This is a genomic window from Streptomyces sp. F001 (genome assembly GCF_004187715.1).
GTDB classification, from domain to species: Bacteria; Actinomycetota; Actinomycetes; order Streptomycetales; family Streptomycetaceae; genus Streptomyces; species Streptomyces flavusporus.
Map to the genome: position 1 here is coordinate 74,943 of NZ_QZWF01000021.1, position 19,943 is coordinate 94,885.

A 19,943-nucleotide genomic window follows, 5' to 3' on the forward strand; every position below is an offset into this window, starting at 1 on the left:
TACAGGGCGACTTGAGTAGCCCCCGACTCAGGCGCCCCGGCCCGGCCGACGGCAGTCTGTGCGCATGGCCGGACGCTACTGCTCCCTCGCGCAGGCGTCGGCCCCGGTCTTCGCACCGGGGCTGACCGCCGAGCGGCTCAGTGCGCTGCGCGGCGGTCGGCGGATGTGGGTCAACGGCACGGTCCTGCACTACTACTTCTTCGACGGCGACACCGACGGCTCCGTCATCCCCGTTCCGGGGACCGCGGAGACCCGGCGGGTGTCGTGGGCCGGCGCCAAGGACCAGCAGGACGTCGTGCGCGAGTGCTTCCGGGAGTGGCAGGACCTGGGCATCGGCCTCACCTTCACCGAGGTCGACGACCGGCCCGAGGCGGAGCTGCGCATCGGGTTCCAGTTCGGCGACGGCTCCTGGTCGACGGTGGGCAGGGACGCCCTGCGGGTCGGCCGCAACGAACGCACCATGAACTTCGGCTGGGATCTGACCGCGCCCGGGGAGCGGGGGACGGCCCTGCACGAGATCGGGCATGCGCTCGGCATGCTGCACGAGCACCAGAGCCCGTTCGCGGGCATCCACTGGGACGACGAGGCCGTGTACGCCGAACTGGCGGGCCCGCCGAACTTCTGGAGCCGGGACCGGACGTTCTTCAACATCCTGCGCAAGCTCGACCCGGACGAGGTCAACGGCTCCGTCTGGGACCCGCTGTCGATCATGGAGTACCCGTTCCCGTCGGGGCTGATCCTGGAGCCCGAGCAGTTCCGCGGGGGCCTGAACCCGCCCGGCGCGCTGTCGGCCCTCGACAAGGAGTTCGTCCTTCGCTGGTACCCGCCGGCCGGCGTGCCGCAGCCGCCCGCGCTGGTGCCGTTCCGCTCGGCGCCGCTGGGTCTGCGGCCGGGCGAGCAGGCCGACTTCGTGGTCGAGCCGCCGGAGACCCGCGAGTACACGGTGGGCACCTTCGGCGACAGCGACACCGTCGTCGTGGTCTTCGAGGAGCGGGACGGCGAACCCCGCTACCTCACCGGACAGGACGACGCAGGCACCTCCGGCAACGCCACTGTCAAGGCCCGGCTCGTCAAGGGCCGCCGCTACTTCGTCCGTGTGCGCCTGTACTCCTCGTGGGGTCCGGGCGAGACGGCGGTCATGTGCTGGTGACAGCACGGCCCCGCGCCACGCGGACGCCTGGACCACAGTCCGGCACCGGGGGAGCGGTCGGGGACGTCACCTTCGGGGGAGGGTGACGTCTCCGACCACGCCATGGATGAGTGCGCGTACTCATCCTGATCGAGTAGCTGCACGGAAGCCTCACGGCCTGCGGCAGGGGTACTTCTGGACACGGAGACCGCAGTAGTCCCTGACCAGGAGGAGGCCTCCATGCACTGGCCCCGTCATTCGGCCGCCCTGTACACCCGAGGAGACACCGCCCTGATCGTGGCCGGTGGCTATGCCGCGCTCGTCGTCGGCGTCGCCGCCTGGCTGGAGACCCTGGTCCTGGTGGGCGATCCGGGCCTGGGCGGGGTGTGGCTCATCCTCGTGACCCTGCCCGTGTCCATCCCGCTCATCCTGATACCGGCCCCGCCGGAGGCCTACAGCGTGCTGCTGGCCGCCGGCGGCCTGGTGCAGGCGTGGGTACTGTGGCGCCTGTTGCGCGGCCGGCGCATGCGCTGACCGCGCAGCAGGCGATCCGCCGCTCAGTCGTCGTCCGGGAACTCGCCCGAGAACGCGGCGGCCATACGCAGCCAGGACCCCGCCTCCTCGTGCCGCCCCTGACGTTCCAGGGTGCGGCCCAGCATCAGGTGGGCGTAGTGCTCCACCGGGTCACGGTCGATGACCTTGCGCAGCTGCTCCTCGGCGGCCCGCAGCTGTGCCGAGTGGTAGTAGGCGCGAGCCAGCAGCAGCCGGGGGCCGGTCTGCTCCGGGGCCTCCTCGACCACGACGGCGAGCAGCTTCGCGGCGCCGATGTAGTCCTTGGCCTCGAAGAGCAGCCGGGCCCGCTCCCAGCGCTCGACGGTGGTCTCCTCGTGCGGGACCCCGGCGCCGTTGTCGAACAGGTGCAGGGCGCTTGCCCAGCGGTCGGGCGCGACGCCGCCGTTCGCCCGGTAGTCGTTGAGGTTGTCGGTCATCAGGGCTCCTCTCCGACTGCTGCCTTGACACATCAACCAACCCCTCGCAACACGCTGCGGGACGCCCCTATTCCGCAAACGGAGGTCAGCACGGTCGAGAGGAGGCCTCTCAGTCCTCTCGGGACCGAGGCGATCCACTCGGCGTCGAAGGCGGCGGTGAACCGGCGCGTCCAGTCCTGGAGGACCCCGATGTGGTGCCCGCCCGCGGTGCAAACGCCGACGGCGGCCGGGTCGGGGAGCCGGGCGAGTCCGGCCTCGCCGACGGTCTCGCACTGGATGTCGTAGCGCGGGATGAGGACCTGTGCGGTGCGGGCGGAGGGCAGGGCGAACCGTCCGCCGGCCTCGCTGCTGATATGCGCCCGGGCGTCCCGCGGGAGGTGGGCGAAGTGGGTGACCGCGTCTGACACGCCGGTCGGTCCGCCAGTTGGAAGGAGTAGCCCGCGACGGTCCGCCGTTGCCGATCCCGTGAGCGGCAGGACCAGGAACTCGCTGTCGCCGGTGGCCTGTCGGTTCCGGAACGGACAGTCCTCGGAGCTGCGAGCCCTGACGGTCCGTCCACCGTCCCCAGCACCGCCTGTCACGCCTCGAAGACCCTCCCCAACTCGCTGGTAGTGACACTCTCTTGGTGCGACACTGCTGTTCGCGCCAGGTGACGGGGGTGACAGGGATGGCGGAGGAGATACCGGGTGGCTTCCGGGGCCGGCGGCCGGTGCTGCGGTTCCTGGCGGACGCGCTGCACACCCCGCCCGGCAGTCCGCCGCCACGTCCGCTGCTGATGCTGCTCGGGCCGCGTGGCACGGGCGCCAGTCAGATGCACGAGTCGGCCCTGGAGTACTTCCAGACGGTGTGCCCGGTGGCGTACCTCAACTTCGAACCGCGCGCCGGCGGCGGCCAGCTGTCCATGCGCGAGGTGCTCGCCGCGCTGGCGCACCAGCTGCAGTCGGGAAAGCCGCTGGACCCGGTTGCCTTCCCGCGGCTCACCATCGGGCTGCTCGCCACCGAACACCGCTGGGACCCACCGACCCGCGACGGCGCCCGGCGACTCGCCCGGGTCGGCATCACCCGGCGGCTGCGCCACCAGATGCCCTCCCGCACGCGCGACATCGTCGGCTCACTCAGCCGTACCGCGATGCAGGTGACGAGCGCCTTCGAGGTGCCCGGGCCGTTCTCGGTGCTCGCCGCCGTGTCCGAGCACATCCAGGTGTCGCCGGGACGCCAGCTGAGCCTGCTGCAGGAGCGCCGCGGACGGCAGTGGTACGCCGGCCGGCTGGCCGGACTGACCGACCCGGACGACGCGCTGGTCGAACTGAACGCCTGGTGGCACCAGGAGACGGCAGACCACCGGGCACGGGTGGAGCGCCTGCTCCTCGAGGCGTTCGTCCACGATCTTCGGGCGCACGCACGAGGGCCGTTGCACAACAAGTCGATGCTGGTGCTCCTCGACAACTGCCAGGAGCCGATGGGCCTGGATTTCGTCCGCGCCTGGGCCCGGGTGCGCGAGGCGCTGCCGGAGGACGGTCACGGCAACGACCCGGCGGTGGTCGCCGGCAGTCTGCACAAGTGGCCCGCCACCTGGGGGCCCAGTCGCGACGGCGGGCCGGGCGAAGGGGTACGGGTGGTCGGGTCGGATGCGGCCTCGCTCGCGGACTGGCTGAACCACCGGTCGGCGGACGGCGGCGCCGGGTCCTGGTGGTACGCCGTACGGCTGCGCAATCTGACCCGGGACGACGTCGCCGCCCTCGCCGCGCTCGGGCGTCCGCGCTGGACCCAGGAGGCGGACTGGGCGCACCGGCTCACCGGCGGTCTGCCCTGGGCGGTCGCCCAGCTCGCGCAGGCACTGCCGGACAGCGAGCGGCCGGTGTCCCCCCGATCGCTGCGGATGCTGCCCGAGGCGGCAGCGGAGCGCGGTGCGCCGCGGCTGGTGGATCTCGCGCTCGGCCGGCTCCTGGCCGACTTCACCGAGCAGGAGGTGCACACGCTGGAGGAGTGGGCCGCCGCACACGCGGTGGACGAGGCCCCGCAGGTGGTCTCGGAGCCGTCCGGGCCGGTGCCGCGTCCGCTGGTCACCCGCCTCCTCGACCGCTGGCTGGTGTACCACGACGCCTCGGGTGAGCTGCGGTTCCTGCCGTGGCTGCGGCGGCTGCTGCTGTGGCGCCTGGCCGCGGACGAGGAGCGCTGGCGGCGGGTGCACGCCGCGTTCCACGCGCACGCCGACCGGCTTCAGCGCCCCGCCGACGTGCTGTACCACCGGCTCGCCCTGGGCGAACCGGCGGCGGTGGCCGACACCCTGACCGCCCTGCTCACCGGGGATCAGGCACTGCCGCGCCGGGAGTGGGTGGCACTGCTGCAACGGGTGTGCGCGGCACCGAACCGGCTGGAGCGGTTCCCCGAGCCGGAGCACCATCTGGCCCGGCTCGCCACACCGGGTGCGGCCGGCACCGACGAACTGCGGCGCACGGTCTGCGGACTGGTGGCGGCCGGCTGGCTGTGGGCCGACCCGCTCACCGATCCGCGCGGGCGCATGCTGCCCGAACTCGCGGAGCGCTTCAGCCGGCTCGCGGCATTGCTCGACCGCGACACGTTGCCGCTGTACGAAGAGGCGGCCCGGTTCCGTGACTGGGTGCCGCCGCAGACCCAGGAGGGGGTGACGTGGTGGTGACCCCACGTCAGGGGACGTATCCGAGCAGACCGCGCTGGACGAGACGACGCCTGTACCGCACACTCGGCTGGGCCGCCGTCGCTCTGGTTGTGGCCGCCCTGGTCACGGTCGGCCTGCTCTGGTGGCTCAGCCCGGAACGGCACTGCACCGAGGGCGTGGAGCAGCGCGGCACCCCGGCCGAGTGCGTCGGCGTCCCGGACTCCGGCACCTTCGTCTTCACCGACGATCTGCGCGCCATCACCGACCGTATCGCCAAGGAGAACGCGGACATCACCGCAAAGGACGCCAAGACCCCGTACGTCGAGGTGGCGTATCTGACGACGCTCACGGTCCGCGACGACGACTCCAATTCCGCCGAATCCGTACGCCACGAGCTCCAGGGCGCCTACCTCGCGCAGGTGCGGCACAACGCCGCCTACTCCCCCAAGATCAAGCTGATTCTCGCCAACCCCGGCAGCCGCTCCCGGCACTGGCAGTTCACCGTCGAGAAACTGAAGGCGCGCACCGGTGGTGACCACCCGCTGGTCGCGGTGGCCGGGATCGGGCCGTCCACCGAGGAGAACAAGGCCGCCGCGCGCGCTCTCTCGGACGCCGGGCTGGCCCTGGCCGCGTCCACCGCGACCGCCACCGACATGGTCGCCGAGCGCCTCGTACGGGTCGCCCCGCCGAATTCCGCACAGGCCCGCGCCGCCGCCTCCTACCTGCACGATGAGGGGTACGACACCGCGGCCCTGGTCGTCGACAAGGCTTCAGGCAACCTTTACGCACGCACCCTTGCCGAGGAATTCGCCCACGTCTACCCCCGGGGCACCAGGTCCCGGCTGGCCGAACGCCGCTACGTCTACGACTCCTCCCAGGAGAGCTGGGGCAACCAGATGCACTTCCTGGCCGAGGCACTGTGCGACGAGCGCCCCGACGTGGTCTTCTTCGCCGGGCGCGGCAAACAGCTCGGCCGATTCCTCACCGAGCTCGCCGACCGTACCTGCCGGGGCGAGCAGGACGACGCCTGGCAGAACGTCACGGTCATGACCGGCGACGACACCAGCAACCTCTCCAGCGCGCAGCTTGCCGAGTCCGCCGACAAGGGCGTCCGCCTGCTGTTCACCGGCCTCGCCCACCCCCGCATGTGGGACGACCGCGACGACATCCCCGACCCCGCCCGCGAGTTCGCCCCCGGCGGCCGCATGGCCGAGTGGTTCCGTCCGACCCACGACGACGGCCAGGCCATGGTCGCCCACGACTCCGTCGCCGTCATCGGCAAAGCCCTGCAGATGGCACGCGGCGAGAACGGCTCCGGCAACCACCGCCCGGACGGCAAGGCGGTCGCCGCCATGTTCCAGGTCATGATCTCCCAGAAGGCCCACGGCGCCGGCGGCTATCTCTCCTTCACCGAGAAGGGCACCGTGGTCGACCACGGCATCCCCGTCCTCGAACTGGTCCGCCGCGAGGGAACGTCCGGCGGCGACGAAGATCAGCTACAGGGGACGGCACGGCTGCGGAAGGTGGTGTGGTGACGGCGGGCCCAGGGCTTCACCATCCCTGTAGCCGGACACACCGTCGCTTCGCACGCCGCCGGGCGCGGATGAGATGTCGTACGCCTGCCGAAGCCCGAGGGCCGGCGCACCATGCATCAGCTACGCGTTGTCGGCGCCCCGACCGGCCATCCCCGTCCTCCACGCACACAAGGGCGTCGAGGTTTGGGGGCCCGCTCACTCCCTCGACGAGGACGAGCTGCCCGGCGCGCGCGTGCTCACACCGAACGAGTTCGTCGATCGTGATCACCACCCCCATCATCTGCCCGGTCGCCGAGGAGCACCCCAGCCCCACGCTCGTACGGGCCGACGGCAGCGTCCGCACCGTCGGCCGCCCCGCCGAACTCGCGGCCGGCGCACTCACGCTGACACGCGTCCGCGAGCTGCTGAGCCGGCACGTCGAGCAGCGCCACAAGGATGGCGACGAACGGCTCCACATCGTCGACGACACAACACTGTTCGGCCCCGAGGACCTCGCCGGACCGGTCGACGTGGCTGCGACCACCACGCGACCACATCCGTCGCCTCCACGAGGCCGTCCGCCGGCTCCGCTCCCCCGCGCCGCCCGCCTTCAGCACCGCTGCGAACCAGCCCCGACCCCTGGCGTGCGACCACACTGCGACCACCACACCCCCGGACGCACGAAAGGCCGCCCTCCCAATCATGAGAGAACGGCCTCCGACCTGCCGAAAGCAGAGTCGGGACGACAGGATTTGAACCTGCGACCCCTTGACCCCCAGAAACTGACGCCGAGGTCAGGACGTCCACACAGTCCAGGGAGTCCGGCAAACGTCCAGGTCAGAGGCATCGACCGTGAGACGGTGTGAGCCGGTCTGTGAGAAATGTGTGAGACGCCCTCTCCTTATATATGGGGTCTGTCGCGTCACCAGAGCCCCGTAGGCGCGAGGGGGCCCGTGCTGTTGATTCCTTGATCCACAAGGAGCGAAGCGCCTGTTTAGAAGAGGTACACGGGGCCTCAGCCCGTTCCTCGTTTCCGCTCTTGCCATGGTTCGCCGGATGCTGGCCAGGGTGCTCCTGAAAGGTAGGTGGGTGGTTCGTCGGAGAGTGTGGCCCATACGATCTTGCCCGTTGTGGACGGTCGGATATCCCAGTCATCGCTGAGGACACTGATGAAGCGAAGTTCCATGGCCTCGTCGATACGACGGGGCAGCCACTCGGCGAGCGGGTCCTCAACTTCGATCATCAGGCTGCGCCCCGTTGCTCGGAGCCGCAGACCTATCTCGCTTGAGACCGATTCATGAAGCGTGACTGCCTTGATCGTATTGTCAACCAGTGCTGTGACGATGATCCTCGCGTCACTGTAGAGGCGACCAAGTCCCCAGGACATGAGGGCGTAGTACGTGAGTTGGCGTGCCTTGATGCTCGCGGTTTCGGAAGCAGGTAGCGTCAGGCCCATGGAGTGGGGGTAGGGACTGGCCATCGCAGACCTCCCAGCGGTGCACGTTCAAGCGTCATCCCGATGGGAGGGTGGCGTCAACGTCTGGCCAACTGTGACGTCTAGCCTCGCGCTTTCACGCGGTGGAGCGTCCGGTGGGTGATCAGAAACGCGGAAAGTGCTCCTGACCTGCGATGATGGGACTTGTCTAGGGTCCAGGTCGTCGCAGGAAAGAAGCACTCTCCAGGTGAAGAAGAGTATCGGGTTCTACCCGCGTGTCCGTACCGAAGGCGGAGGTCGCGGGGTGGTTTCCCAGGCCGGCGGGGTGCTGCTGGTGGAGACGGTCCGCAAAACCCGCCTGGATCAGGCGATATCGGCGGCGTTGGCGCCGTGGCGCAAGCCGCGGGCGGTGCATGATCCGGGCAAGATCCTGCTGGATGTGGCGCTCGCGGTCGCGCTGGGCGGAGACTGCCTGGCAGACGTGGGCACGCTGCGGGCCGAACCGGCAGTGTTCGGGCCGGTGGCCTCCGATCCGACGGTGTCCCGGCTGATCGACACGCTGGCAGCGGGCGGGAAGCGTGCGCTGACCGCACTGCGCCAGGCCCGCGCTCAAGTCCGCGCAGATGTATGGACGTTGGCCGGCGACGCGGCTCCGGACGCGGCCGGACAGGTGGTCGTGGACCTGGACGGGGTGCTGGTCATCGCGCATTCCGAGAAACAGGATGCGGCCGCGACCTGGAAGAAGACCTTCGGGCACCACCCGCTGATGGGGTTCGTCGACCACGGCCGGGGCGGGTCCGGGGAACCGGTGGCCGCCCTGCTGCGGCCCGGGAAAGCGGGCAGCAACACCGCCGCCGACCACATCGAAGCCGCCCGGCTCGCGCTGGCGCAGCTGCCCAAGAAGTACCGGCGCGGACGGCGGACGCTGATCCGCACCGACTCCGGCGGGGGCACCCACGAGTTCGTCGACTGGCTGTCCGCCCGCGGCCGGTGGCTTTCGTACTCGGTCGGCATGACCATCACCGACGCCATCCACGCCGCTGTCTTGAAGGTCCCGGCATCGGCCTGGACGCCGGCCGTCGAGCCCGACGGAGAGGTCCGCGACGGCGCCTGGGCCGCCGAGCTCGACGGAGACTGCCTCAAGGGCTGGCCGAAGGGGATGCGCCTGATCATCCGCAAGGAACGGCCGCACCCCGGCGCCCAGTTGCGCCTGACCGACGCCGACGGGATGCGCCTGACCTGCTTCGCCACCAACACCAAAAACACCCCGATCGCCGAGCTGGAGCTGCGCCACCGCCAGCGGGCCCGCGCCGAGGACCGCATCCGCGCCGCCCGCGCCACCGGCCTGCGCAACCTCCCCCTGCACGACGCCGCACAGAACCAGATCTGGCTGGAGATCGTCCAGATCGCCCTCGACCTGCTCGCCTGGATGCCGATGCTCGCCCTCACCGGCCAAGCCCGCCGGTGGGAACCCCGCCGCCTGCGGCTGCGGCTGTTCTCCGCGGCCGCTCAGCTTGTCACCACCGGACGCCGCCGCATCCTCCGCCTCGCCAGGCACTGGCCCTGGACCGGCCTGATCACCGAAGCCCTGCAACGACTCGCAGCCCTGCCGAACCCCGGCTGACCAGCAACTTCCCCACCCCTACGAGCAGCACCACCCGACCGGAGCCGTGGAACCCGGCGCCCACCCGACGCGACAGCCGGGCCGCCAACCTGCCCACCTGCAGAAATAACCGCCCCGACCGAGCCGAAAGGGTCCGTCAGCAAGCTGACGGACCCTCATGCAAGATCGAGGCTAGGTAAGGGCTGTCCCGTAACTGCTGGTCACGGGTGAGATGATCTTGATGTGTCTGGTGTGATCACGGCGTCGGAGCCGTCCTGGATAGCCCCGTTCACCGGGCTGAGCTCGCGTCAGTTCGGCAAACTGGTCACCGCGTTGCGGCGGGAGGGCGCGGACCCGGTGCGCAAGGGCCGACCCTGGAGTCTGCCACTGGAGGACCGGGTCCTGCTGGTCGCCGCATACTGGCGCACCAACCTCACCCTGCGCCAACTCGCCCCGCTGTTCGGGGTGTCGAAGTCGGCGGCCGACCGCATCATCAACCACCTCGGGCCCTCGCTCGCGCTCCAGCAGCGCAAGCGGTTCCGCAAGGACACCGTGCTGATCGTGGACGGAACCCTGGTCCCGACCCGCGACCACACCGTCGCCGAGCAGTCGAAGAACTACCGGTACTCGACCAACCACCAGGTCGTCATCGACGCCGACACCCGGCTCGTCGTCGCCGTCGGCCGGCCGCTGCCCGGCAACCGCAATGACTGCAAGGCATGGGAGCTGTCCGGCGCCAAAGCCGCCGTCGGCAAGACCACGGTCATCGCGGACGGCGGCTACCGGGGCACAGGCCTGGTCATCCCGCACCGCCGCGACAAAGGCCAGGCCGAACTCCCAGCCTGGAAGGAGGAGCACAACACCTCCCACCGCAAAGTCCGCGCCCGCGTCGAGCACGTCTTCGCCCGAATGAAGAGCTGGAAGATCCTCCGCGACTGCCGCCTGAAAGGCGACGGCGTCCACCACGCCATGCTCGGCATCGCCCGCCTGCACAACCTCGTCCTTGCCGGGTGATACAGAAACCAGCACGCCACCAGGCACGTCAAAGATCATTTACGGGACAGCCCTTAGGAAAAGAATCCACCAATTAGCGCACCAATTAAAGCGACGGCAAATCCAATTAGAACAATGCGGCGATCTTCGCTGTGCTGCGATGAAGAAGTGTTGAGGGCTGTGGTGCTGGTGTTCGAGTTGCCCCTTACCTGCCTGGTGCCGGGGTCTCCGTCATCGTCACCCGCAGGTGCTATGTCAGGAACCGGGGTGCTGTCATCGCCCTGGGATGTCACGGCCAGCTAGTGTCCTGAGTCGTTAATTCGTGTGCAGTATGCGGCGAGGGTGTCGAGGATGTCGTCGGCGGTCTTCGTCCAGACGAACGGCTTGGGGTTCTTGTTCCACTCGTTGATCCAGCCGCGGATGTCCCGTTCGAGTTCGACGACGCTGCGGTGGGCCGAGCGCCGGAGTTTGCGGCAGGTCAGCTCGGCGAACCAGCGCTCGACGAGGTTGAGCCAGGACGCCGAGGTCGGGGTGAAGTGCAGATGGAAGCGGGGGTGCCGAAGCAGCCACTTCTTGACCGGCTCGGTCTTGTGGGTGGCGTAGTTGTCCAAGACCAGGTGGAGTTCGAGGTCCTTGGGGACGGCTGCGTCGATGACCTTCAGGAAGCGGAGGAACTCCTGGTGGCGGTGGCGGCGGTAGTGCTGGGCTATGACCGAGCCGGAGGCGATGTCCAGGGCGGCGAACAGGCTGGTCGTGCCGTGCCGGACGTAGTCGTGCGTCATCTTCGCCGGCGTGGTTGGCGCCATCGGCAGCACCGGCTGGGTCCGGTCCAGGGCCTGTATCTGCGACTTCTCGTCCACCGCCAGGACCAGGGCGTTCTCCGGCGGGGACAGGTAAATACCCACCACGTCACGGACCTTGGTCACGAACTGCGGGTCGGTCGACAGCTTCCAGGTCTCCACGATGTGCAGCTTGAGGCCGAACGTCCGCCAGATCCGTGAGACAGCCGATTGCGACATGCCCGCAGCCTCGGCCATGGAACGCGTCGACCAGTGTGAATCACCCGTCGGCGGCACCTGGCCGAGCGTCCTGGCGACCAGTGCCTCGACCTGCTCGTCCGTGATCTTCCGCGGCGCCCCCGAACGCGGCCGGTCAACCAGACCCTCCAGCCGCTCCGCGGCGAACCGGGACCGCCACTTACGCACCGTCTCCCTCGAGACGCCCAGGTCATCCGCGACCCGCGCGTTCGACAGGCCCTCCGCGCACGCCAGCACGATCCTCGACCGCAGCACCAGCGCCTGAGGGGCGGTCTGCTTGCGCAACCAGCCCCGCAGCACCCGGCGTTCGCGATCGGACAACTCCAACGGCAACGGCTTCGGACCAGGCACCGCCCCACCCTACAACCGCAAGCGAACTAACGACTCAGGACACTAGTGTAGGGCGCGTTGACGCATGTTCTGGCCGTGTTTGGCCAAGGTCCGGCCGGAGCGGCTCTCTGTAGGTCAGCGGATCCAGGCAGCCTGGGCAGCTTATGGACCCGTCTGTGAGAAATTGTGAGACGAATGCCTAGAAATGATCAAGGGCCTCGTCTCACATGATGTGATCCAAGGCCCTGACCTGCGATGACAGTCCATCGAACTGTCGGGACGACAGGATTTGAACCTGCGACCCCTTGACCCCCAGTCAAGTGCGCTACCAAGCTGCGCCACGTCCCGGTGCCCGTACCCGCGGCGGCCGCGTGAACGTGCAGGTAAACCCTACCTCATGCACGTGACAGCCCCGGGACGGCACGGATCGGGCGTGCCACTGCCTGCGTGGGCGTCAGCCTCGCGCGGCAGGTGTGGCGGGCTGCGGTGCGGTGTCCGGTGCGTCGTCGGCCGAGCGGGCCGGGACGGCCGGGCGGCCGGGGCGGCGGGCGGGACGAGGAGTGCGGCGAGGGCCGCGGCGAGGCAGAGGACGGCCAGCAGGGCGAAGCCGTGCGTGTAGCCGGAGTCGTAGGGCAGGCCCGAGGGCTGGAGGTGGCCGGTGACCAGGACGCTGGTCACCGCGGCGCCGATGGATCCGCCGATGGTGCGGATGTTGGCGTTCATGCCGGTGGCCGCACCGGTCTGCGCCGCCGGGACGCTGCCCACGATCAGGTTGGCCATGGCCGCGAAGGCGAGCCCGATGCCGAGGCCGAACACGCCTGCCACGAAGGCGACCTGCCAGGGCCGGTCGTGCCACAGGGCGAGGAAGCCGCAGGCGACGGCGCCGAGCGCGGCGCCGGTGGTGAGGAGCGTCTTGGCGCCCAGCACCGGCTCCAGCCGGCCGCTCAGCACGCCCGAGAGGAACATCGCGACCAGCATCGGCAGCATGAGCAGCCCGGCCTCGGTGACGCTCGCGCCGAAGCCGTACCCCGCGGAGGCGGGTGTCTGCACGAACCCGGGGAGGAAGGACCAGATCGCGTACATGCCCGCGCCGAACAGCAGCGCGGCGGTGTTGGTGGTCCACACCGCGGGCAGCCGCATGACCCGCAGGTCGATCAGCGGGGTGCGGGAGCGGGCCTCGGCCAGCAGCCACAGCGCGAACAGGGCGACGGCAGCGGCGAACAGGCCGATGACGCGGGCCGAGCCCCAGCCCCACTGGCCCGCCTGGCTGAGCGGCAGCAGCAACGCCACCAGCCAGGCCGACAGCAGCGCGGCGCCGAGCCAACTGACGTTCCCTTCGGCCCGGTTGGGCGATTCGGGCACGTACCGCAGGGCGATGAGCGTGGTGAGTGCGACGATCGCGACGGGGATCCAGAACAGCCAGCGGTAGTCGAGCGCGGAGACGATCGGTCCGGCCGCGACGATGCCGACGCCACCGCCCGCGGCGATCACCGCGGACAGGTTGCTGATGCTGCCGCTGACCTGCGCCGGGGCGAACTCGTCCCGGATGATGCCGAAGGACAGCGGGAACAGGGCTCCCCCGACGCCCTGGACGACGCGGGCGACGATCAGCACGCCGATGCTCGGCGCGAGCGCGGCGAGCAGACAGCCGGCCAGCACCGTCAGCAGGACGGCGACGAGGGTGCGCTTCTTGCCGATCAGGTCGCCGACGCGGCCGAGGATCGGAGTGAACACCGAGGCCGACAGCAGATAGGCCGTCATCACCCAGGTCGCGGTGGACTGCGAGGTGTGCAGGGCGTGCTGGACCGTCGGCAGGGCGGGCGCGATCAGCGACTGGAGCATGGCGAAGACGCCGGCACCGGTCGCGAGGACCGCGAAGGTGAGACGGGTGGACTTGCGGGGCATGAAAGGCCTCTCCGGACAGGACAGGTGCGGCCGAGGTCATCCGGCGCGGACGTACGGACGGGCGCGCTGCGGGGCAGCGTCGGGCACGCCGACGGCCGCGGGGAGCGGTCGCGGAGGGGTGTGGCGTAGGGGACGGGCGGTGCACTCGGGTGCAGGGCCCGTGGCAGGGTCGATACGGGGTGTCGTCGCGTCGTGGATGCGTGCGGCCGCACGCATCCACGGCACAGACACCCGCACTGCTAAAATGGAGGTACTCCTCCACTGTAGCGGAGGCTTACCTCCGGTTCAATCCCGTCCGGCCCCAGGGAGGCAGTAATGACGGCCCAGACGTTTCCCGTGAGCGAGATCGTGGCGTCCCGGCGGCCGCACCGGAAGGACGCCGCCCGCAACTACGACGCCCTGCTGGCCGCCGCGCGCGAGGCGTTCGCCGAGCACGGCGCGGATGCCTCCCTGGAGGACATCGCCCGTCGCGCGGGCGTCGGTATCGGCACGCTCTACCGGAACTTCCCGACCCGTCGGCATCTGTTCGAGAGCGTGTACGCGGGCGAGGTGGACGACCTGTGCCAGGTCGCCCAGGAGGTCGCGGACCAGGAACCGTGGGAGGCGCTCACGGCCTGGCTGCACCGGTTCACCGGCTACATGGTGACCAAGCGGGCGGTCCGCGAGGCGCTCAACGACGAGTCGGACATCTTCCTGACCTGCCGGGAGTCGATGTACGCGGCCGGCACGCCGCTGTTCGAGCGGGCGCAGCAGGCAGGGGTGGCGCGCAAGGACATGGACTTCGGGGACCTGCTGCGCATGGTCGCGGGCATCACCTCGACGAACTTCGTCGACGACGCCCAGCGCGACCGCGTCCTGTCCGTCGCGCTGGACGGCGTGCGCGCCGCGCGCTGAGGGCATCACTACCTGCCCACCGCCTCCTTGCGCAGCAGGTCCAGGAACGTGGGGGTGTCCTGCGTCGTGCGTACGTCGACACAGGCGCGCACGTGGCGGTTCTCGACCGCGTGGTGCAGCAGCGCGTGGGCGAGGTCGGCGCGGGCGGTGTACCGGCCGGGCAGCCGTGCCGTGCCGACCTGGTAGTCGCTGACCGTCTCCGTGTCGAACAGGCCGCCGGGGCGGATGACCGTCCACGCGTGGTCGGACTCGCGTACGACGTCCTCCATGCGGCGCATGTCGGCGTAGACCGTGCGGCCGAGGAAGCGGACGACCGCCGGTTCCAGCAGCCTGCGGAAGAGGAAGCCTTCACCAGGTGCCGCCGTGTCGAAGAGGACGGTCGAGGTCACGGCCACCAGGCGTCGCACGTTGTGCTTGGTCATGGCCTGCGCGATGTGGGTGATGCCGACGGAGTACACCGTGACGGGACGGCGGCCGTACGGCACGCCGAGTGCGGAGATCACCGCGTCCTGTCCGGCCACGGCCGGTTCGACCGCCGCCGGATCGAGTACGTCCGCGCCGACGACGCGCAGCCCGGGGCCGGTGACCGGGAAGGCGTCGGGGCGGCGGGTGACGGCAGTGACCGAGTGTCCTGCGGCGAGGGCCTGTCGGGTGGTCTGCCGTCCGGTGGGGCCGTTCGCGCCGAAGATGACGATGTTCACTGGTTTTCCCCTCGTGCGTGTGGGTTTCCGCCAGTTGTGAGGGCGTGGGCGGCCGGGAGTGTGACATCGCCGGGCGCGCCGTAAGGGTTCCGTCATCTCCTGACCGTGGCGGTCCGGCCGTGCGCACGGCTTGAATGGATCTTCCGGAGAACGGAACGGGAGGAGACGCCGTGGGGCGTATGGGCAGGGTGTTCTTGGTGGCGCTGGTGCCGGCCGTGGCGCTGGTCGGGGTGGGGCTGTACTGGTTCCAGCCGTGGAAGCTGTGGCAGGACGAGACCGTGCAGGAGGCGCTGCCCGCGGCGACGGGGACACCGGCGCCCGCGCCGAGCACCTCGGCCTCGCCGGAACCGGCGGGCCCGGTGACGGTGGCGCGCGGTGAGCTGATCAGTCACGAGCACGCCACGTCCGGCACGGTGACGCTGCTGCGGCTTGCGGACGGCTCCCACGTGCTGCGCTTGGAGGACCTCGACACCAGCAACGGTCCGGATCTGCGGGTGTGGCTGACGGACGCGCCGGTGAAGGAGGGCCAGGCGGGCTGGCATGTGTTCGACGACGGTGCGTACGAAAGCCTGGGGCGGCTCAAGGGGAACAGGGGCGACCAGAACTACGCCGTTCCTGCCGGCGTGGACCCGGCCGCCTTCACGAGCGTGAGCATCTGGTGCGACCGGTTCGACGTGTCGTTCGGGGCGGCGGAGCTGGCTCCCGCATGAGCGCAATGCCGGACTACGGCGGGGCGCCCGCCGCACCGGGCGCCCCTGGGGCCGTCACCGCGGGACAGCCGTCGTCCGCTGTGCGGCGGCTGTCTCCACGGCCATCGCCGTACCGAGCAGCCGCGTGAGCGCGAGCTGTTCGGCCTGCGTGGCCGTGCCCAGGCTCAGCCGGGGCGGTACAGCGCGGCGAGCAGTTCGATCACGGCCTGGGTGGCGGGGTGCGGGTCGTCGCGCCACCAGATCAGCCGTACGGCGACCGGTTCGGCGTCGCGCACCGGCCGGTAGACGACGCCGGGGCGCCGGTACTGGTGGGCGGTGGACTCGGCGGTGACGCCGATGCACCGGCCGGTGGCGATCACGGTGAGCCAGTCGTCGACGTCGTGGGTCTCCTCGGTGTCCGGGCGGGCGTCCGGCGGCCACAGCTCGGGCGTGGTGGTGCCGGTGCGACGGTCGATCAGCAGCCTGCGCCCGGCAAGCTCGGCCAGCCGCACGGAGCGGCGGCGGGCCAGCGGATCGTCGGCGGCCAGCGCGCACAGCCGCCGCTCCAGGCCCACGATGGCGGAGTCGAAGCGCCGCTCGTCCAGCGCCCAGCGCACCACCGCGAGATCGCACCTGCCCTCCATCAGCCCGGCCGTGGGCGAGTTGGCCCGCACCAGATGCAGCTCCGTCTCCGGATGCGCGGCGCTCCACCGGCGCTGGAAGGGCAGAGTGTGCCGGCCGAGGGCCGCCCAGGCGTAGCCGACCCGCAGCCGGACGTGCCCGGAGGTGGCCTCGCCCACGAGGTCGTCGACCTCCGCGAGCACCCGCCGGGCGTGTGCCACCACCCGCAGCCCGGTGACCGTCGGCGCCACCGCGCGGGACGTGCGCCGCAACAGCCGTACGCCCAGGGCGCGTTCGAGCGAGGCCAGGGTGCGGGAGACGGCCGCCTGGGAGACGCCGAGGGCGTGCGCCGCGTCGGTGAAGGTGCCCTCGTCGACAATCGCGACGAGACAGCGCAGTTGCCGCAGTTCCACATCCATGCGAGCAGCGTATAGATCCGGTGGTTCATTCATTTTGCGCAATCACTGTCCGGCCGCACGATCGGCTCATGCGAACTGCTCCCGCACGCGCGGTGCCCGCGCGTCTCCGCCCACCCGAGCCGGCCGGAGGACGACTGGCCGGGGCGGTCACCATGGCCGGCAGCGGTCTGTCCAACCAGGTCGGCGCGGCCGTCGGCGCGCTGGCCTTCCCGGTCCTCGGACCCGTAGGGGTCGTGGCGGTGCGCCAGTACGTGGCCGCCGCTGTGCTGCTGACCGTGGGCTGGCCGCGGGTACGGGAGTTCACCTGGCGGCAGTGGTGGCCGGTGCTGCTGCTCGCGGTGGTCTTCGGCACGATGAACCTCAGCCTGTACACCGCCGTCGACCGCGTCGGACTGGGTCTCGCCGTGACCCTGGAGTTCCTGGGACCGCTGGTCATCGCGCTGGCCGCCGCCCGCCGTCGGCTGGACGCGTGCTGTGCGCTGATCGCGGCGGCGGGTGTGGTCGTCCTGATGCGCCCTCAGCCCTCCGCTGATTACGTCGGAATGGGCCTCGGCCTGCTGGCGGCCGGCTGCTGGGCGTCGTACATCCTGCTGAACCGCACCGTCGGCCGGCGGCTGCCCGGGGCGCAGGGGTCGGCGGCGGCGGCCGGGGTGTCCGCGCTGCTGTTCCTGCCGGTGGGCGTGCTGGTGGCGGTCCGCAACCCGCCGACCGCGCAGGCGCTGGCGTGTGCCGTGGCGGCCGGAGTACTCGCGTCCGCGGTGCCGTACCTGGCGGACCTGTTCACGCTGCGCCGGGTGCCGGCCCAGACGTTCGGCCTGTTCATGAGCGTCAATCCGGTGCTCGCCGCGGTGGTCGGCTGGGTGATCCTCGGCCAGGGGCTGGGCGTCGCGGAGTGGACGGGGATCGGGTGCGTCGTGACGGCCAACGCGCTCAGCATGCTGGTACGGCGATGAGAGGCGCGGCCGGGTGCCTGCTGTGACCTGCCGGTCGGGTTCACCAGCCGAGCTGGGCCTCGCCCAGCACCTCGCTGCCGATGTGCGCCGCCAGCTTGCGGGCCCGTGGCAGATCGCCCCAGTTGGTCACGTGGACGAAGACGGTGTGCAGCTCGGTCCACTCGCCGATCTGGACCGCGTCGCCGTGGAAGACGACCTGGACCCCGTCGTACTTGGCGATGGGGTGATGCTCGGCGTCCGGATCCTCCGGCCACCTGCCCTGCCAGTGCATCCAGGCGATCCCCCGGCCGAGAGCCGCCACGAAACGGTCCTCGACGCTCCCGCGGGGAACGTGCTCAGAGATCTCCAGCGGCAGATGCGGCTCCAGGGTGGAGTCGTCCGCCGACGCCACGTCGAGGTCGAACCACAGGCACTCACCCGTCACCGGGTCGGTACGACTCTCGAGGTGATCGAAGCTCGCCCCGGGGACGACGGCGGCCATACGCCGCGCGTCCGCCGCGGTGTGCAGCTCGGCACCGAGCCACACCTCGTCCTCCTGGTGCTCCAACAGCGCGCACAGCCGCTTGGCCTGGGTGAAGGCCAAGGCCGCGTCGGAGGTGCGGAAGACGGGATACGCCCGGGAGTTGCCCATGGGCGGAACCGTCACACGGCCTCGCCGCCGACCGCCAGCGGTTTTCGCGTCCGCGACGAAGTGTCGGCCCTCTCGCTCCCCTGCACCACACTCTGTCGACCGACCCCGAGGCCGACGAGCTGTTCGTGGTGATCAGCGGGTCGGCGACGATCGAGGTGGCGGACGGGCCCACGCTGCACGTCGGCCCCGGCGACATGGCGGTGCTGCGCGAGGGCGACTGCACGACGTGGACCGTGCACGAGACGCTGCGCAAGGCGTACGCGATCAATCAGTGACGGCGGCCGTCGTGCCGCGGATCTCCAGCGTCGGCACGGCGAGTTGGAGCCGCCCCTCTCCCCCGGCGGTCTCCAGCCGGTCGAGCAGACAGCGGGCGGCGCGGCGGCCGACCTCGTGGCCGGCGTTGTCGACGGTGGTGAGCCACAGGTGCCGCAGCCGGGAGATGCTCGTGTTGTCGTAGCCGGTGACCGACAGGTCGTCCGGGACCCGCAGGCCCAGCGCCTCGGCCGCCGACAGGGCGCCGACGGCGGCGATGTCGTTGACGGCGAGGACGGCGGTGGGCCGGTCCGGGCGGCCGAGCAGCCGGACGGCGGCGCGGTGGCCGCCCTCCTCCGTCATGTCGCAGGCTTCGACGACCACGCCGTCCGCGAGCCCGTGCTCCCGCATCGTCGCCTCGAAGCTGCGGCGCCGCAGTTCACCGACCGCGCCGTAGCCCGCGATGTGCGCGATACGGCGGTGGCCGAGCCCGATGAGGTGCTCGGTGACCAGCCGCGTGCCCCGCTCGTCGTCGCCGGCGACGACGTCGACGCCGGTCGGTACGGGTTCGCGGGCGCCGGCGACGACGAGCGGGATGCGGTCGGCGACCGTGCCGAGCGCTGCCGGGTCGGGCAGGGTTCCGACCACGATCAGCCCGTCGACCCGCAGGTCCAGGAAGGGGCCGGTGAGGTCGTGTCCCGTGCGGCGGTTGAGGCGGGCGTCGGCGAGCAGCATGTGCAGGCCGTTGTCGTGGAGGAGGGAGTTCAGGCCGTCGAGCAGGTCGACGAACCACGGGTTGCGGAGGTCGTTGAGGAGGACGCCGATGGTGCGCGTGCGCTGTTCGCTGAGGCTGCGGGCGGCGACGTTCGGCCGGTAGCCCAGCTCGCGCACGGCCCGCAGCACGGCCTCCCGCTTCTCGGGCCGTACCTGGCCGGAGCCGCGCAGCACCAGCGAGACCAGCGACTTGGAGACGCCGGCGTGTTCGGCCACGTCACGGATGGTCGGCGGTCGCATGGGATGGACCGTTCCATGCGACGCGCCGGGTTGTCAAAGGGGTTGACACCTTGCGGAAGGCCCACTCAGGGTGGCCTGGACAGAATGTGGACCGGTCCAAAGAGGGGCTGTCATGGTGGATGCGCTCGGTGTCGCCGTCGTCGGATTCGGCTGGATGGGCCGGGTGCACACCCAGGCGTACGCCCGCCTCCCCCAC

18 protein-coding genes, 1 tRNA gene and 2 pseudogenes are annotated in these 19,943 nt (G+C 70.7%); 10 read left to right on the plus strand and 11 right to left on the minus strand.

Features of this window, described 5'->3' with window-relative positions; genetic code table 11:
* Positions 1 to 64: 64 nt before the first annotated feature.
* The gene (locus StrepF001_RS37305) at positions 65 to 1,150 is read left to right on the plus strand and encodes a M12 family metallopeptidase (RefSeq protein WP_129802599.1); all 1,086 of its coding nucleotides are present in this window, start codon (positions 65 to 67) and stop codon (positions 1,148 to 1,150) included.
* A gap of 219 nt (positions 1,151 to 1,369) precedes the next feature.
* Positions 1,370 to 1,663, plus strand: a complete 294-nt coding sequence (locus tag StrepF001_RS37310; protein WP_129802600.1) for a hypothetical protein — start codon at positions 1,370 to 1,372, stop codon at positions 1,661 to 1,663.
* A gap of 23 nt (positions 1,664 to 1,686) precedes the next feature.
* On the opposite strand, the gene StrepF001_RS37315 is transcribed toward StrepF001_RS37310, so the two are convergent.
* Together StrepF001_RS37315 and StrepF001_RS48705 are read right to left on the minus strand one after the other, a co-directional pair.
* Positions 1,687 to 2,118 carry a tetratricopeptide repeat protein gene (locus tag StrepF001_RS37315; RefSeq protein ID WP_129802601.1) on the minus strand — a complete coding sequence of 144 codons (432 nt, stop codon included), beginning with the start codon at positions 2,116 to 2,118 and terminating at the stop codon, positions 1,687 to 1,689.
* A 122-nt stretch (positions 2,119 to 2,240) separates the two neighbouring features.
* Positions 2,241 to 2,402: pseudogene (locus StrepF001_RS48705) on the minus strand (inositol 2-dehydrogenase); the annotation flags it as partial.
* Between the two features lie 383 nt (positions 2,403 to 2,785).
* Here StrepF001_RS48705 and StrepF001_RS37325 point away from each other — a divergent pair.
* A complete protein-coding gene (locus StrepF001_RS37325) occupies positions 2,786 to 4,777 on the plus strand; it encodes a hypothetical protein (RefSeq protein ID WP_165396483.1) in 1,992 nt (663 codons plus the stop codon).
* The gene (locus StrepF001_RS37330; RefSeq protein WP_129802604.1) at positions 4,768 to 6,291 is read left to right on the plus strand and encodes a branched-chain amino acid ABC transporter substrate-binding protein; all 1,524 of its coding nucleotides are present in this window, start codon (positions 4,768 to 4,770) and stop codon (positions 6,289 to 6,291) included. Before StrepF001_RS37325 ends, StrepF001_RS37330 begins: the two co-directional genes overlap by 10 nt.
* A gap of 236 nt (positions 6,292 to 6,527) precedes the next feature.
* Here the strand turns inward: StrepF001_RS37330 and StrepF001_RS37335 are convergent, their stop codons facing one another.
* Positions 6,528 to 6,746: a hypothetical protein gene (locus StrepF001_RS37335; RefSeq protein ID WP_206307058.1), complete on the minus strand. Its 219-nt coding sequence runs from the start codon at positions 6,744 to 6,746 to the stop codon at positions 6,528 to 6,530.
* Between the two features lie 539 nt (positions 6,747 to 7,285).
* Positions 7,286 to 7,726, minus strand: coding sequence for an ATP-binding protein (locus StrepF001_RS37340; RefSeq protein WP_129802606.1), 441 nt, complete (start codon positions 7,724 to 7,726; stop codon positions 7,286 to 7,288).
* Between the two features lie 226 nt (positions 7,727 to 7,952).
* On the opposite strand from StrepF001_RS37340, the gene StrepF001_RS37345 reads away from it, so the two are divergent.
* Positions 7,953 to 9,329 (plus strand): IS1380 family transposase, encoded by a 1,377-nt coding sequence (locus tag StrepF001_RS37345; RefSeq protein ID WP_129801280.1) that lies wholly within the window; start codon positions 7,953 to 7,955, stop codon positions 9,327 to 9,329.
* Between the two features lie 222 nt (positions 9,330 to 9,551).
* Entirely contained in the window at positions 9,552 to 10,322 is a 771-nt protein-coding gene (locus tag StrepF001_RS37350) for a transposase (protein ID WP_129802607.1), read from the plus strand.
* 278 nt (positions 10,323 to 10,600) lie between these two features.
* On the opposite strand, the gene StrepF001_RS37355 is transcribed toward StrepF001_RS37350, so the two are convergent.
* The 3 genes from StrepF001_RS37355 to StrepF001_RS37365 all read right to left on the minus strand — a co-directional run bounded on the left by StrepF001_RS37355 (position 10,601) and on the right by StrepF001_RS37365 (position 13,573).
* On the minus strand, positions 10,601 to 11,689 hold the full coding sequence (locus StrepF001_RS37355) for an IS630 family transposase (RefSeq protein ID WP_129802608.1): 1,089 nt from the start codon (positions 11,687 to 11,689) through the stop codon (positions 10,601 to 10,603).
* Positions 11,690 to 11,942: 253 nt separating this feature from the next.
* Positions 11,943 to 12,016, minus strand: a tRNA-Pro gene (locus tag StrepF001_RS37360).
* 42 nt (positions 12,017 to 12,058) lie between these two features.
* A complete protein-coding gene (locus StrepF001_RS37365; protein ID WP_240797835.1) occupies positions 12,059 to 13,573 on the minus strand; it encodes an MFS transporter in 1,515 nt (504 codons plus the stop codon).
* Positions 13,574 to 13,888: 315 nt separating this feature from the next.
* Between StrepF001_RS37365 and StrepF001_RS37370 the strand changes: the two genes are divergently transcribed.
* A complete protein-coding gene (locus StrepF001_RS37370) occupies positions 13,889 to 14,467 on the plus strand; it encodes a TetR/AcrR family transcriptional regulator (RefSeq protein ID WP_129802609.1) in 579 nt (192 codons plus the stop codon).
* 8 nt (positions 14,468 to 14,475) lie between these two features.
* On the opposite strand, the gene StrepF001_RS37375 is transcribed toward StrepF001_RS37370, so the two are convergent.
* On the minus strand, positions 14,476 to 15,168 hold the full coding sequence (locus StrepF001_RS37375; protein WP_129802610.1) for an SDR family oxidoreductase: 693 nt from the start codon (positions 15,166 to 15,168) through the stop codon (positions 14,476 to 14,478).
* 179 nt (positions 15,169 to 15,347) lie between these two features.
* Between StrepF001_RS37375 and StrepF001_RS37380 the strand changes: the two genes are divergently transcribed.
* Positions 15,348 to 15,878, plus strand: a complete 531-nt coding sequence (locus StrepF001_RS37380) for a DM13 domain-containing protein (protein WP_129802611.1) — start codon at positions 15,348 to 15,350, stop codon at positions 15,876 to 15,878.
* Between the two features lie 164 nt (positions 15,879 to 16,042).
* Here StrepF001_RS37380 and StrepF001_RS37385 read toward each other — a convergent pair whose 3' ends face one another.
* Complete coding sequence (locus StrepF001_RS37385; RefSeq protein WP_129802612.1) at positions 16,043 to 16,897, minus strand: LysR family transcriptional regulator; 855 nt, start codon at positions 16,895 to 16,897, stop codon at positions 16,043 to 16,045.
* A 68-nt stretch (positions 16,898 to 16,965) separates the two neighbouring features.
* On the opposite strand from StrepF001_RS37385, the gene StrepF001_RS37390 reads away from it, so the two are divergent.
* The gene (locus tag StrepF001_RS37390) at positions 16,966 to 17,850 is read left to right on the plus strand and encodes an EamA family transporter (RefSeq protein ID WP_129802613.1); all 885 of its coding nucleotides are present in this window, start codon (positions 16,966 to 16,968) and stop codon (positions 17,848 to 17,850) included.
* A gap of 40 nt (positions 17,851 to 17,890) precedes the next feature.
* On the opposite strand, the gene StrepF001_RS37395 is transcribed toward StrepF001_RS37390, so the two are convergent.
* Entirely contained in the window at positions 17,891 to 18,481 is a 591-nt protein-coding gene (locus StrepF001_RS37395) for a hypothetical protein (protein WP_129802614.1), read from the minus strand.
* A gap of 98 nt (positions 18,482 to 18,579) precedes the next feature.
* Here StrepF001_RS37395 and StrepF001_RS37400 point away from each other — a divergent pair.
* A pseudogene (locus StrepF001_RS37400) lies at positions 18,580 to 18,756 on the plus strand (cupin domain-containing protein); the annotation flags it as partial.
* Here StrepF001_RS37400 and StrepF001_RS37405 read toward each other — a convergent pair.
* Entirely contained in the window at positions 18,746 to 19,747 is a 1,002-nt protein-coding gene (locus tag StrepF001_RS37405) for a LacI family DNA-binding transcriptional regulator (RefSeq protein ID WP_129802615.1), read from the minus strand. The pseudogene StrepF001_RS37400 and the gene StrepF001_RS37405 sit on opposite strands and share 11 nt — an antisense overlap.
* Between the last annotated feature and the right edge of the window lie 196 nt (positions 19,748 to 19,943).